This window comes from Aliivibrio sp. EL58 (genome assembly GCF_900312675.1).
Taxonomy (GTDB): domain Bacteria; phylum Pseudomonadota; class Gammaproteobacteria; order Enterobacterales; family Vibrionaceae; genus Aliivibrio.
Genome location: NZ_OMPC01000004.1, coordinates 75,864 through 91,302, shown reverse-complemented (window position 1 = coordinate 91,302; position 15,439 = coordinate 75,864). Strand labels below are relative to the sequence as shown.

At 41.8% G+C, this 15,439-nt stretch carries 5 protein-coding genes; 4 read left to right on the top strand and 1 reads right to left on the bottom strand.

The window, feature by feature from the left end:
• Window positions 1-97: 97 nt before the first annotated feature.
• The 3 genes from ED622_RS05890 to ED622_RS05880 are packed head-to-tail and all read left to right on the top strand — an operon-like array spanning window position 98 to window position 5,072.
• Window positions 98-1,720 (top strand): ABC transporter transmembrane domain-containing protein, encoded by a 1,623-nt coding sequence (locus ED622_RS05890; protein ID WP_122033015.1) that lies wholly within the window; start codon window positions 98-100, stop codon window positions 1,718-1,720.
• Window positions 1,720-3,783, top strand: a complete 2,064-nt coding sequence (locus ED622_RS05885; protein ID WP_122033014.1) for an ABC transporter transmembrane domain-containing protein — start codon at window positions 1,720-1,722, stop codon at window positions 3,781-3,783. The genes ED622_RS05890 and ED622_RS05885 overlap by 1 nt, the downstream gene beginning before the upstream one ends.
• Entirely contained in the window at window positions 3,780-5,072 is a 1,293-nt protein-coding gene (locus ED622_RS05880; RefSeq protein ID WP_122033013.1) for an HlyD family type I secretion periplasmic adaptor subunit, read from the top strand. Before ED622_RS05885 ends, ED622_RS05880 begins: the two co-directional genes overlap by 4 nt.
• A 169-nt stretch (window positions 5,073-5,241) precedes the next feature.
• Here ED622_RS05880 and ED622_RS05875 read toward each other — a convergent pair whose 3' ends face one another.
• Complete coding sequence (locus tag ED622_RS05875; protein ID WP_122033012.1) at window positions 5,242-14,250, bottom strand: VCBS domain-containing protein; 9,009 nt, start codon at window positions 14,248-14,250, stop codon at window positions 5,242-5,244.
• A gap of 420 nt (window positions 14,251-14,670) precedes the next feature.
• Between ED622_RS05875 and udp the strand changes: the two genes are divergently transcribed.
• The gene (gene udp, locus ED622_RS05870) at window positions 14,671-15,429 is read left to right on the top strand and encodes a uridine phosphorylase (protein ID WP_105054938.1); all 759 of its coding nucleotides are present in this window, start codon (window positions 14,671-14,673) and stop codon (window positions 15,427-15,429) included.
• Window positions 15,430-15,439: the final 10 nt, after the last annotated feature.

Genomic DNA, 15,439 nt, shown 5'->3' with positions numbered 1-15,439 from the left:
GTAGAGTATAAAAACAAATAAAACCAAATGTTTACTTGAAAATCTAAAAGTTTTATCCAAAACTGATTAGATACGTAATAAACATAGGTGACTCAAAATGGATTTGTTGTCTTCTTACTACTCTACTCAAAAGAAAGTGATGCTGAAGGTCTTACCATCTTCATTGCTTATCAATATTTTATCATTAGCGATTCCGTTAGTGGTGCTACAAATTTATGATCGAATCCTACCAAATCAAAGTTATGGCACTGCTGTATTGCTAGTTTGCGGTGCCAGTGTTGCTATTTTACTTGATGCATTTCTACGATTTGTTCGTTCTTGGATTCTAGCTGCCGCCTCAATCAACACAGAAAAAAATATGTACTCCTATATATTACATCAGCTCACTGAGTTACCAGCAAAAGAACTGTTAAGTTTAAAACCCGGTAATTTGCAAGAGGGATTAAAAGGGGTTTCTTCAATCAAAGAATTTTATTCTGGTGGTCTATTAAGTGGGCTAATTGATGTACCTTTTGTTTTGATTTTTCTCTCATTGGTTGCTTATGTTGGTGGGGGGCTTGTTTTTATTCCAATAATTGTTTGGATAGCTGCGGCCCTGTTTGTTTGGTTGTTTTCAAGTAAATCATATCAACACGCAAAAATAGCTGCGGAGAATGAAATTAGCCGTATGAACTTTTTAGTCGTGGTATTTACTATGCTTGAAGGTGTGAAAAAACAGGCAGCAGAGTCGAGAACATTTCAATACTTTAAACAATTAAATCAGAATCGATGGTTGTCCGTCGCTGAATCTGAACGAAATACCGCTATTGCTCAGGAGTGTATTCAAATAGCCGCGTTGGGAACCTCTGTGGTTATGGTAATTATTGGGAGTTTGTCTGTGCTATCTGGTGATTTAACCACTGGTGGATTAGCCGCTTGTTCTATTTTGTCGGGAAGAGCGGTTGCTCCTATGAGTGCTTTGGTCGGATTGAGATTGAAATACAGTTCGTTTCAAGTTGCAAACCATTCAGTCAAAGATTTATTTGAGAACATCGCATCACATGAAACAATTAAATCAGAAAAATTACCGATGTTTGAATCCTTAACAGCTGAAGGCTATACGATTGAACGCTTTGGTTCTTGTTACCAATTAGATTTTTGTGTGCAGCAAGGAGAAATTATTGCCTTAAACGGTAAGGATACCGACTTACTTAGTCAGGTGATGGCTAACCTCTCAGGATTAGACGCAAAGGCCGGAGGCCAATTACGTTGGAATAACAATGTATCTGTCGGTGATTATTATGATTATCGCCATCAAACTGCATTTGTAACCAGCCGTCCAATTCTTATTTCAGGATCTTTATTAGATAATTTGACAGGCTTCAACGTTGATAGAGTAGGAGATATTCAACCTCTAATAGAGGCGCTTGGCTTAAATAGCATCATAGCGGATCTTCCTAATGGTTTGGAAACAAAGGTCGGTGCTCAATTAGGAGAGCAACTAAGCCAAGGTGCTATCAAGTTGGTGTCGTTAGTATGTCAATTAGCAAAACCGACACCGTTACTGTTTTTGGATAAACCAGAGATAGCCCTAGATATTGAGTCTGTAACAAGGTTAGCAAAAGTGCTGTCATTGTTATCAAAAGAGGGCAAAACAATTATTTTAAATACAGACCATCCTAGCTTAGTTGAATTAGCTCAAAAACGAGCTGAGCTTATGCCATTACAAGGAGAAAGTTAATGGATAAGAACTATCAATCTCAAGTCATTGATTTATTGATGGCGATGGACGTAAATACGAATGTTCATGCCTTTAGTCGAGAGTGGATTTCATCAAATAAGCTTGAAGGTGTTAATGATATTTTTACCTTATTGGAGCGGTTAGGAATTGCTTATACTGTTCACCCTTATTCAAGGGCATTAGCATCAACGTCACATTTAGCGGCACTGTATATAAATGATGATGAAATTAAAGTATGTCGATTTTTATTGAATGAGTTTCAAGCTTATCAACAAGGTGAGTTTGAAAGCGAAACCTGGCCTGAAAATCAGCTTTCTTCTCTTGTCGTTCTTATTCATGAACAACCTAAAGAGAAAAATGCACCAGATTGGGTAGGTGAGCGGATTGGTAAATTTAAACCATTACTACCTAAGCTTTTATTGGTTAGCTTTTTTGCTAATCTATTTGCGTTAGTTATCCCCTTTATTACGATGTCAATTTATGATCATGTTATTGGTGGGGACGCAGAGCATGAATTGCTTGGGATAGCTATTGGAGCCGCTTTATTATTTTTAATGATGCTTTTGTTAAAGGTAATTCGAAGCCAATTACTTACAACGATTTCAAATCGGATCAGTCGAGAAATATCAGAAACTGTATTATATCGAGTTTTTCGATCTTCATTATTAGCTAATCGCTCATTACCATCATCTGCATTAATGTCTCGACTCACTACAGCTGAAAGCTTTAAAGGCTTACTTCAAGGCCCACTAGGCGGAGCATTATTTGATTTACCTTTTGTTTTGCTTTTTCTTATTGCAATTGGCTTTTTAGGTGGTTGGCTCGTTATCGTTCCTGTCATTTCTTTACTTTGTTATTATGGGTTAGCCCATCACAGTCAAAAAAAATTAGCTAGGTCTTCCCATCAAACAACAGTTTCAGGCACAACACGTTATTCATTATTATTTGAATTGAATAGTAAATTAGCTTTTATACGTAGTGCGAACATGAGTAAATTTTGGATAAAACGTTTTGAAAAAGCTAATGTTTTAGCGGCAAAGAACGGCTTCTTTCATAATGCGCATCAAGCCAAATATACGTCAATTTATTATGCATTAGGCCTACTCAGTACATTGGCAGTAGTGGCTCTTGGTATTGATCTTATTTTTAATCAAGTGATGACCGCTGGGGGATTAATTGCCACCATGATGCTTATATCAAGGGTCACGGGACCAGCTCAAATGCTCGCTAATAGTAGTGCTCGTTTTACTCAAATTAAGCAAGCAAAATTACAAATCAATCAATCAATGAATCAAAAAGTGGAAGGTGACTTTTCATTTCAACACCATTCATTACCGTCAGATAATCCAACAATAGAGTTAGAGCAAATTACTTTGCGTTTTCCACAGCAAATGAAACCTGCACTTTCAGGACTGTCTTTGAAAATAGAATCAGGCCAAGTTGTTGCTATTACAGGACCAATGGCAAGTGGGAAAACGGCGTTACTTGAATTATTGGCAGGGTTAAATCAACCACAGAATGGGGTAATTAAGGTTAATAACCATAATTTGTCACAATATGACCCCCAAATATACAGACAATGGTTAGGGTACTACTCAGCAAAGCCTGAATTATTACTATTAACTGTTCGTGAGTTTGTGAGTGATAACAAAAGCATTGATGATGCTCTTATTATTAATGCAATTAAGCTGGTGGGTGGCGAAGCATGGTTTAGAACATTACCTAGCGGTTTAGATACTCAGCTAAATGAATCTGTTGTAGTGAAGATCTCTCACGCTTTATCTGGATATGAAGCAAAGGTGTTATCACAGGCGAAGCTGTACCTTCATGAATATCCACTGTATTTATTAGATAATCCGGTAATGGATATCCCATCTCGAGATCTTTTTCAGCAATGGCTATCGCAACGCAGAGGACGATCGACCATTGTTTTTTCATCTCATGATCCTGAATTAATAAAGCTAGCAGATCAAGTGATAGTGCTTGATGGTGGGGCACTTGTATACGCAGGGCCATTACCAGAAACGTCGAATTTAGAATCAGCATCGGAGGCATCTCTATGAATAAACAAAATGTAGATATTATTGAATCAAAAGTCACGGCTCGTTTATTGACATTGAGTACTTACTTTATTGCTGTTTGTTTGATTTTATTTATAGGGTGGTCGGTATTTACTAATGTTGATGAGATTGCTAAAGCAAAGGGGTCAGTTATTCCTGAAGGAGAGCGTCAAATCATTCAAAGTGAGACTGGTGGTCGGCTTAAATCAATTCTGGTATCTGAAGGTGATTTAGTCGTAAAAGGACAAACACTGATTGAGTTTGACTCTAAATTTCAAAATACAGCTTTGGATGAATTGAATGCCCAAAGAGCTGCTTTAGAGCTTACTATTGAACGTTTGAATTCATTAGTCGAAACACGAGACCCTGATTTTTCAAAATACGCCGATTTTTATCCTAGGCAAGTATCACAGCAGTTAAAACAACTTGCTGCTGAGAAAGAGTTATTTTTTCAAAAGCGAAGTGCTGTGATTAAAGAGCAAGCTCAGGTCGCTGCGGAATTAGAAGGATTACAAACTGAGTTGCCTGTTTATCAACGTCAATTGAATGCAACAAAACAAGAGTTGGATATTTTAGTTAAAGGGCAGAAAGCGGGTAATATTTCTAAGCTAAGAGTGCTAGAAATGAAGCAAAAATTAGCGTCGATTGAAAAAGAAATCCAACAAGCAAAGAGCCAAGAGAATGTGTTAAAGCGTAAAGCGGAAACCGTGGTCGCTCAGTTAAAACAGTTGGGGGCAGAGGCCAGAGTTCAGGCGAATATTGAGCGCTCTAAAGCCGAAGCAGATTTAAGTGGTTTAAAGGCTCGTATTCGCTCAGGTAAAGAAAAAGTATTAGATACTGTTGTTAAATCGCCAGTAAAAGGGTTGGTTCAAAGTATCCCTTCTACTCAAAATGGAGGGGTAATTACTCCCGGCGGGACGATTGCAGAGATTGTTCCTGTCGATGGAAAGGCAAGTTTTAAAGCTCGTTTATCTCCTAGAGATATTGGCTTTGTCTCCATAGGGCAACCGGCTCGAATTAAAGTGGATGCGTTTGATTACAGTCGCTTTGGTGCGTTAAAAGGGGAAGTAGAAAAAATATCACCGACAACCAGTAAAAGTGAACGGGGTGATATTTATTATGAGGTTACAGTTTCGGTTGATAAGCCATACTTTAGAGATAATCCTGAAAGTTTTTCTATCCTGCCTGGTATGACTGGTGAGGTAAACATTACCACTGGTGAGAAGTCAGTATTCCAATACCTATGGAAACCGATTTACACCAACGTGAGCGCGGCGTTTGGTGAAAGGTAATCGTTATAGATAATTACTGAGAGTAAACTAATAAGAACAATAAAGCATAAAAAAGGAGCACACATCATGTGCTCCTTTTTTGATTGCCATTTTCTCAATTTGTATGTTGTTTAGAGATAAATAATGGGAGCAAGTAATGCTCCCGAACCTGTTTACTTTAAGTTAAGTGTTATGAGTTAGGGTCTATATCTGGTAACCCGTCGATATCATTGTGATGATGGTGCTCATCATCTTGGTTATGGTTGATGTTTGCATCATGGTGTTCCAGCGAATCTGACATATCCAAGTGTGTACTGTCATGGCTAAATGAATTTGGTTGGTCTACTTGTGCAAGCACGATGTCCATATCGGTAGGTTGATCGTGCTCAACCGGAGATGTCGTATCTTCTTGTATACCTAAGGCATCTAGGTATGCGGCAGCACCATGGTGACTGGTTTTCTGATCTGATTCATGGTGAGCGTGTTGGGTTAAATCTAGATAACTGTCATCGCTTAGTGTAACCGTAAAGTCCGCTTGTGAAGTCATGTCTGGCTCATCATGTTGTACTGGAGGCGGTGGTGGTGGAGCAGGGTGAGCAGTCGAAATTGGTGATACATCCATTCCTGTCAGGGTTGTTTGATCGATATGATGACCACTGTGACCGTGTACCGATTGAGAGTGTAAATGTAGATGAACTTCAACATGGGAGTTTTGAGAGCCTCCGAGTGTTAGCACAAATGTGTCAGTTTCATCAGTACCACCATAGTTTCCCCCGCTATGTGTTTTGATGACACCAGAACTCGGAGCATAGTCATAATGGAGTTCACCAGTTGCAGGATTCACATTCAGCGTTCCAAATTGGCCTTGTAGGTGAGACAGGGAATGGCCATGCCCATCAGAAATCCCCCAACCAGTTAGCAAGCTTGGTGTGCCTTGATGAATAATGGGTGGTATACCAAGGGTTGCATGGAGATCTTGATGTCCGGCACCTCCTGATATTCTGGGTGGGTTAAGTAATGTTGCGTGGGGTATCGCATCGGTATGACCATTGATGGTCATCGTAATCTCTTGTGGTACTTTTTGGCCGTGCCCGTCATCAACAAGCAAAGTGAACTTGTCTTGCAGCGTATCGTTATCGTTAAGGGCATTTACAGCGGGGTTGTTGTTATCTAGGTGATAAACCCAAGCGCCACTATGCGAATCAAAAATAACATGCCCATAGGCCGCGCTGTGTGCTGGGTCTAGAGCTACGGTGGTGGTATCACCATCGACATCATTGATGATCAGTTGGCCCGCGGGGTTAAGACCTGAATCTTCATCGACCGAATGTTGGCCGACAACATGACCTGCTTGTGGCTTCTCTGATACAGTCGGTAGATCATTGGTTCCGGTAATAGTGACCACGATGTCATGGTGCGTACCATCTGCAGATTGAACCGTAATGGTTTCAGTATCCGTTTGCCCTTGACCTAGTTGTTGAACGATTGAGTGATTATTGTATAAGTTATAAGTCCAATGACCATTTGCATCGATATGAGCATGCCCATAGCCTTTGCTTCCTGCTATACCAGATCCACCTTGTACCGGGATAAACCCTGTTGTTCCATCAGGGTCGCTTACCGTTAAGGTGCCTGATGCTTGAAGTGTCGTGTCTTCTTGGGCAACCCCTGTGGAGTCTCCACTGAATGTTGCAGGGTCAGCGACACTCGCTATATTAATGAGTATTGACCCTTCTTTTGAATCAAGATGACCATCGTTTGCGGTAAATTGCACCGCCCCTAATCCGCTGACACCGGAACTATAGTAGTTGTGAGTTGGGGTGAAGATGAGTGATGAAACGTCGGAGGCGCTGACGTCATCACCAACATTTACTGTGGTGCCGTTCAGCGATAACACGCCATGGGCGACATTGGTAATCGTGAGATGGTTTAACGCATCGCCATCAATATCAGAGTATTTAAAGTCAGCAGTGGTGAACGCATGAGGTTTATCTTCTAAAGAACTAATAAAACTCGATCCAACGATAGGTGCATCATTTACTGCATTAACATCCACTATCATTGTTGCACTTGCTGAATCTTGATGGCCATCATTTGCAGTAAATGTAAATTGCGCATAGTTTGCACCGTTTTCATTACTGATTGGCGTAAAGGTTAAATGACCTGCGTCTAAGTCTGCCTTATTGATTTGCTGGTTGGCGGTTACGGCATTACCGTTTAAGAGTAATAATCCATGACTCGGTATGCTGCTAATAGTCACGAACTGTAAAGTGTCGCCATCTTGGTCACTGTAACCAAATTCACTGGTTGTAAAGGTTCTGGTGATGTCTTCATTTGTAGAAACGGTTTGCGCTGTAACCGTTGGCGCATGTTGTAGGGGAGGGGTGACTTCAATAGAGAGCGAATTTTGAGAAGAATCTCCTATTGGGTTACCACCATCATCGCCGACACGATAAACCATACTTGGCACTTTACCTGTAAAGCCGGCTTCCGGGGTGAAGGTATAATGACCATTCGCTTCGATCGCGAGTGTACCGATACCGGCCATAGTATGTGGTTGCCCCGGCCTTACCGCGACATAACCTGACACGGGGTCTTTTATTTGAATATCTTGCAACACCAGATGTGCGTTGGAATCGGTGTCTGTCGCTGCACCACTCAATCCTTGACCCGTCCCAGAGCCAGTAATTAGGTTCCCTTCAACTGGACCACTATGTTGAACACCGGAATCACTGAGGCTGTGAAGAACAGGATCATCGGTGGTTCCATTAATCGTGACGGTAATTGAATGCTTGGTACCGTCTTTTGATGTGACTTCAATGCTGTCAGTGAGCGTTTGTCCATTATCTAAGTCTTGAATCGGCGTGTTGTTGTTGTTTGCGGTATAGAGCCAAGAGCCATTAGCCTTAATGACAAAGTGACCATAGGTTCCATCTTGTGATACAAACTGCTGACCTTTGAGGTCTAATGCTGCTTCACCTTGTCCGTCAACATCAGAAATAACCAGGTGTCCATTACAAACAAGGGCATCTGGAATGGTTGCTGACCCCGTGGTATGCACGTTGTGGTGAATGTTTGTATCTTCACCTATGCTGCCGGAGTCGCCGGTAAATGTGGCGGCATCGGCTACAGGATCAATATGAAGAGTGTTAGTAGCCTCTTGTGAGTAAACATGCCCATCGTTAACTGTATATTTAAACTGAACATCGCCATTAAAATCTTGCGCAGGAACGAACTGAAGTTTACTGATGTCAGCTGTAGGGATGTGTTGCCCCGCTGTAACATCGTGTCCATCAAGCACAAACTTACCTTGTGTTGCTGATGGTAGATCTGTGATTGCTATGGAATGTAGCGTATCGCCAGTGTCGATATCACTGAACCCAAACTGACTGGCTTGCATTTGGTAGTGCGTGTCTTCAGTGCCATGTGCAAGTGTCGTCGCAGTGATGGTCGGCTGATCATTGGTGCCTGTCACCGTTATTGTTATATCGTGGGCAGTGTGGTCTGCAGAATAAACTCGATATACAACCTTTTCTACTTCACCTTCAGCTAACGATTGCAAGCGACTGTTAGCTACTTCATATCCCCAAGCGCCACTAGGTGTAATGCGTAAAAAACCACCGAAGGGATCGTGAATCGCCTGTTCTCCTAACTGATTGACCTGAAAATGGTCTTGCCCTGCATCAGGATCAGTGACACCCAGCAAACCCGATGCGGCAACAGGGTGTAATGAACTATGACCAACATTATGATCTTCTATAATCGTCCCAGTATCATCGCCAGAAATCACAGCTGCATCTCGAGTGGGAGCGAGAGTTATCGAGGCTGATGTAGCCACAATTCCACCATGTGCATCCTGTACATCATAGGTAAAGGAGGCTTTGCCGTTGTAATCTTGTGTAGGATGAAAGGTGAAGGTTCCGTCGTGATTATCGGTAATCGTTCCATGATCAGCGATAAGATTAGCTACAGAGAGTTTCCCCGTGTCATTGTGGTCGATGTCTGTAGCGTTGGCGAGTAAATCAGAAGCGTGTAGAACAACATCTGTATCTTCAGTACCAGCCGTAAGTGTAACTGCGGAGCTAACAACTGGAGCATCATTGTCACCTTGGATAGTGACTTGAATTTGATGAGGCGTACCATCAGCAGAACGTACAGTAACAGTATCAATTAAAGTTTCACTACTACCGAGAGATTGAATCTTTGCGAGGCTATTATCAATTTCATAGCGATATGAACCATTGGATTGAAGAATGAGTTTTCCACCTTCCTGTGTTGTATATCCGGTATCCCATGTGCCTGTTTGTTGGTTTTGATGAAGATTCCCATCAAAATGATCTTCTCCAGCATCGGCGTCAGTAATGGTCAATTGGCCGTTGTATATGATCGTATTACCGGAGTTTAGGGTAAGGTTATGATCCTCTTGAACAGTAAAGGTGTCTTGTCCGCCAATTGTTGCACCGTCATTCGTTCCGTGTACAACTAACGTTAGAGTCTTCGTATCCGTACCACCATTATGGTCATCCACTTTTACCTGAACATGTATAACTTGGTCATTGTTTACTCCCAAGTTTTGATAACTTGCATGGGAGGGGTCAAAAGTGTAACTACCATCATTGTTAAAGGTTAAGCCATCTACAGCTTTGTCAATAGTGAAGGTATGCGTGTCTTTTGTATCCACATCCGTGGCATGCATCTGACCAGATAAAAGGGTTCCACCTTCAGTTACCGATTGTGATTGGGCAGAGAGGACTGGTTTATCATTGGTCCCCTCAACGGTAAACTCCACTTTGTGTTGAGTTCCATCAACGCTGTGAATGGTATACTCCTCTTTGAGTGTTTCACCCTCTGAGAGATGTTGTACTAAATAATTACTTATATGGTAGTAATAGTTACCATTACTATTCACCTGAAGATCTCCACCATGAGACCCTTGATAAATACCACCATAGAGCACATCTGGGAATTGCGACTGTGCAGGACCATCAGGGTCAACAACATGGAACACACCAGAAGCTCCAAGGAGATGCCCACTGGAGATATCCACATTGATATCCTCTTTAACCCCAGAACCGGAGCCTGTAATAACCGCCGCATCACTGGTTGGTGCTAACGTCATACTCGCTGAAGTCGCTGTACTGCCAGCATGTGCATCTTTTACATCATAGCTAAAAGAGACTTTCCCATTGTAATCTAGGGCAGGATGAAAGGTAAAAGTACCGTCATGATTATCGGTGATTTTGCCATGGTCGGCGGTGAGGTTGGCCACTGAGAGTTGCCCTGCATCATTGTGGTCGATGTCTGTAGCGTTGGCGAGTAAATCAGAAGCGTGTAGAACGACATCTGTATCTTCAGTTCCTGCAGGAAGAGTTGTTACCGAAGAAACCTTAGGGTCATCATTTGTACCGTGGATTGTGATCTGAATTTCATGACTTGTTCCATCGACACTGTGGATTGTCACTTTATCGACAAGAGTCTCTGTTGACCCAAGATTTTGAATTTCTGGTTTACGATTATCAATTGTATAAGTATAAGTACCATCTTGTTGTAAAAGTACCCACCCACCCATTTTTGTATCATAGCCAATTCCGTGATAGGTGTGGCCTCTTTGAATATCAAATTGAGCTTCACCTTGGTCCGGGTCAACAATATCTAATTTTCCATCAAAATGAAGATTATATTGTGTATCAATATAACCACGATCTTCTGTCACATTCCCTTGATCAATTCCAGTAATAGTCGCAGCATCGCCAGTTGCTTGTAAGTGTAAATTCGCGCCTGTTGCAGTGATACCACCATGCGCATCTGTCACGTCATAGCTAAAATGAACTTGTCCGTTATAGTCTTTGGTTGGAGTAAAAGTGTAGGTGCCATCTTTGTTATCAACAACAGAACCGTGATCGACTAACAGATTAGCAATGGAAAGTTTACCTGCATCATTGGCATCCACATCAACAGTATTGGCAAGTAAATCAGCCTTGGTGAAAGTTAGCGCTGTATCTTCTGTACCTGTGACAAGTGTTACTTCAGAACTGATATAAGGTCTATCATTATCGCCGTGAATGGTAATCACAATGTCTTGAGCCGTACCATCTTTAGAATAAACGGTAATCGTATCCGTTAATTGCTGCCCATCGCCTAATTGATCGATCTGTGTGGCCACGTTTTGTTGGTTACTACCGACGGTAACTTTATAATGCCAATTGCCATCTGCATTTAGTATTAATTGACCATAAGTGCCATGGTACGAGTAGCCTACGCCTTTTGTGTCAAATTGTGCTTCGCCAGTGTCTGGATCAATAATCTCTAACTTGCCATCAGTGTATAAAGGGTCATTGGTTAATTTAGCCATCCCAGGCTGTGCGTAGTTTGGTGACCGGTCATGATAGGTGCCATGCCCTTCATCGACATCGCTAGTTGTAGTTCCTGTGATTACTGCTGCGTCCCCAACGGCATCAAAATGAAGTGTATTTGTAGCTTCTGTAGAGTCGGTATGCCCATCGTTAACAGTATATTTAAACTGAACATCACCATTAAAATCTTGCGCAGGAACGAACTGAAGTTTACTGATGTCAGCTGTAGGGATGTGTTGCCCCGCAGTAATATCGTGACCATCAAGTACAAACTTACCTTGTGTTGCTGGTGGTAGATCTGTGATTGCAACTGAATGTAGCGTATCGCCACTATCAACATCCGTAAATCCAAACTGACTCGCTTGCATTTGATAATGCGTGTCTTCAGTGCCGTTACTTAGCGCAACTTGGGTAACGGTTGGTGCGTCATTGGTGCCAACAACGTCTATGTGCAACTCGTATGCCGTTCCATCATAACTATGAACACGGTAGACAACGGTTTCAGTTTGTCCTTGAGCAAGGTGTTGCAAATTGGCATTATTAACGCTGTACCCCCAATTGCCCATGCTATCAATACGTAACATGCCACCAAACGGATCGTGAACTGCTGTTTCACCAAACTGGCTGTACTGGAATTTATTCTCCCCGCTATCTGGATCCACAACTTGTAGCTGTCCATTTGCAAGTTCAGTTGTGACGCCAGCATTGTGTCTGCTGTGTGAACCATCTTCAGTGACGTGGTCAGTCGATACTTCACTAATAATGGCTGAATCAGATGTTGCAGCAAGCGTTGTCGACGCCGTTGCTTGTGCTGAGCCTCCATGAGCGTCTTTTACATCATAAGTGAAGTGAACTTGGCCGTTATAATCTTTGTCTGGATGGAAAGTAAATGAGCCATCGGGGTTATTCGTTACTGTACCGTGATCAGCCGTTACAGCATCTACATGCAAAGTGCCAGCATCGTTCTTATCAATATCACTCGCACCAGCTATGAGCTGAGTTTGAGTGATATGTAGTGTTTGATCTTCGGTACCCGTAGGCAACACGCGACTTCCAGTAACGGTAGGCGCATCATTGGTACCAGTTATGGTGACTTGTAGCTCTTGCATGGTTCCATCAACAGTATGCACTGTGACTTTATCGATATAGGATTGCCCCTGACCCAGAGACTGGACTTGGATAATATTATTATCAAGTTGATAGTGCCAATCACCGTCCGGAGTTACGATGACCTCTGCACCAAGTGCGGAGGTATAACCAATGCCCGCATAATTGTGCGCGTGTATTACAGGATCAAACTTAGCCTCTCCAGAATCGCTATCGGAGACATGCATTTTCCCACCTGTTAACAACCATTGCATACCATTGATACGATCTTCTGTTACCGCGCCTGTGGTTGTCCCCGTAATGACAGCTGCATCGTTTTTACCGTTTACAACTATTGTAATTTGGTGGGGTGTACCATCGGCTGATTGAACACTAATAATATCTTTTACTTGCTGACCTTGCCCAAGTGCTTGAACGGTCGGGTTAGTATTATCTAGATCGTATGTCCATGTGCCGTTATCAGTTAAGTGCAACGTACCTAAAGTTCCAATAATATTGGTATTTGAGAAGTGCGCTTCACCGGTATCGACGTCGGTGACAGTCAGTGTGCCGGAGGTATGAAGTTGAGATTCTTCCGTCACCGCACCAGAATTTGTGCCTGCAATCACGGCTTTATCATTAGTGCCATTAACCGTGATAGTCACTTGATGAGGCGTGCCATCGGCAGAATGAACGGTGATGGTATCGGTTGCTGTCCTGCCTTTACCTAATGCTTGAACTGTCGGGTTTGTGTTATCTAAATCGTATGTCCACGAACCGTTATCTGTTAAGTGCAACGTACCTAAAGTTCCAATAATATTGGTATTTGAGAAGTGCGTTTCGCCTATATCAATATCCGTAACAGTCAGTGTACCTGAGGCGTGAAGTTGAGATTCTTCTGTTACTGCACCAGAATCTGTGCCTGCAATCACGGCTTTATCATTAGTGCCATTAACCGTGATAGTCACTTGATGAGGCGTACCATCGGCAGAGTGTACCGTGATGGAATCTGTTGCTGTTGAGCCTTTACCTAATGCTTGAACTGTAGGATTAGTATTATCTAGATCGTACGTCCATGCTCCAGAGTTAGTGAGGTGCAGAGTGCCTAGTGAACCTGAAATATCAGTGTTTGAAAAATGAGCCTCACCAAGATCAGGGTCTATTACTGTCAGCTTTCCGGTGACATGAGTTGTCACATCTTCGGTTGTTGTCGCAGAGTCTTTTCCTGAAATAATAGCTTGCTGCTGTGAGTGCTGTAGAGGAGGTGTGCTTAAGGTCGTAGGGGGGGTAACCAACATAGCAGGAGCTTGGTTGATTGTATGGTTTTGCACTGGCGTAGGAAGAATCCCAATAGGAGTTATTGCGTGTGAGGCTAAATGGGAACTACTTCGTGCACTGGGCGTTGCCATTGGAGTGTGTTCATTCGCATCATCTTGGTTAGGTTGAATATTACTCATTTTGTTTTCAACAATAGGAGCTAGAGGTGAAATGAGTGACTCATTATGATGAGAATTCGACACATCTAATGTACCGCTTTCTATATTTGAGTCTTTTTCTTCAATATTGTCTTCTGATGTAAGAGTTTGAGACAAAGAAAAACTGGGTAAAATTAACATTAATTGAGGATATAGAGAGAGTCTCTTTGCTAAATAGGTTTGGTTTTTATTTTTTTTATGTTTAAGCGGTGACTTTTCTTTTTTCGAATTTAAAAGTGATTCAGCTTTATTATTTGAGTTATTTTTCTCTGACTGCTTATTCATCCGTGACCTCAATATACAATATATAACTTATTATAAGTTAAGGATATGAGAGGGAAAAAAGCCAATCCTAAGGTTTTTAATTATTAAAAAAGTGATATTGAGAGAGGTAAATTAATTTTGTTGTTCGTATTTCGTTTTTTCTAGAACATCTGTGAGTTCAAATATTGAGCATGTAATTATACTTATTGAGTTTGAAATTATTGTAAGGCTCTGTCAGTAGAGTTAATCTTGAGTATAAGTTAATCGATAATCTTTATTTTTTGTGATGCCAATCGGTTTTCTTTGCAAGAGTGTAGCTTATCAACATTCCTTTCGGGATCTTAATCACAATAATGCAAAGGTCGTTTGGGTAAAGTAACTTCATCGAATCAAATATAACTAATTAAATTAACGCGACCCTACAATCGCAAGGAGTTAACCATGACAGCAGCAGTATTCCATTTAGGCGTAACACAGGCAGATCTTCAAGGTGCAGAAATGGCGATCATTCCTGGTGATCCAGCACGTGTTCAAAAAATCGCAGAGCAAATGGAAAACCCTAAATTTCTAGCAAGCCACCGTGAATACACAGTGTACTTAGCTGAGCTAGATGGCAAGAAAATTGTAGTATGTTCAACGGGTATTGGTGGTCCATCGACTTCTATTGCTGTTGAAGAGCTAGCGCAATTGGGTGTTCGTACTTTCCTACGTGTAGGTACAACAGGCGCAATTCAACCGCATGTAAATGTAGGTGACATGATTGTGACTACTGGTTCTGTTCGTTTAGATGGTGCAAGTCTTCACTTTGCTCCAATGGAATTCCCTGCAGTTGCTGACTTTGATGTTGCAACAGCAATGCGTAAAGCGGTTGTTGACCAAGGTGCAACCGTTCACACAGGTGTTACAGCATCAAGTGATACTTTCTATCCAGGTCAAGAACGTTACGATACGTTCTCAGGTCGTGTTGTTAAGCGTTTCCAAGGTTCTATGCAAGAGTGGCAAGACATGGGCGTACTGAACTTTGAAATGGAATCAGCAACATTATTAACAATGTGTGCAAGCTCTGGTTTACGTGCGGGTTGTGTTGCGGGCGTAATTATCAACCGTACTCAAAAAGAGACACCTGATCACGCGACATTAAAAGAAACTGAAGCACGTTCAATCAAGGTTGTTATTGAAGCTGCTCGTAATCTTCTATAGTAGAAGAACA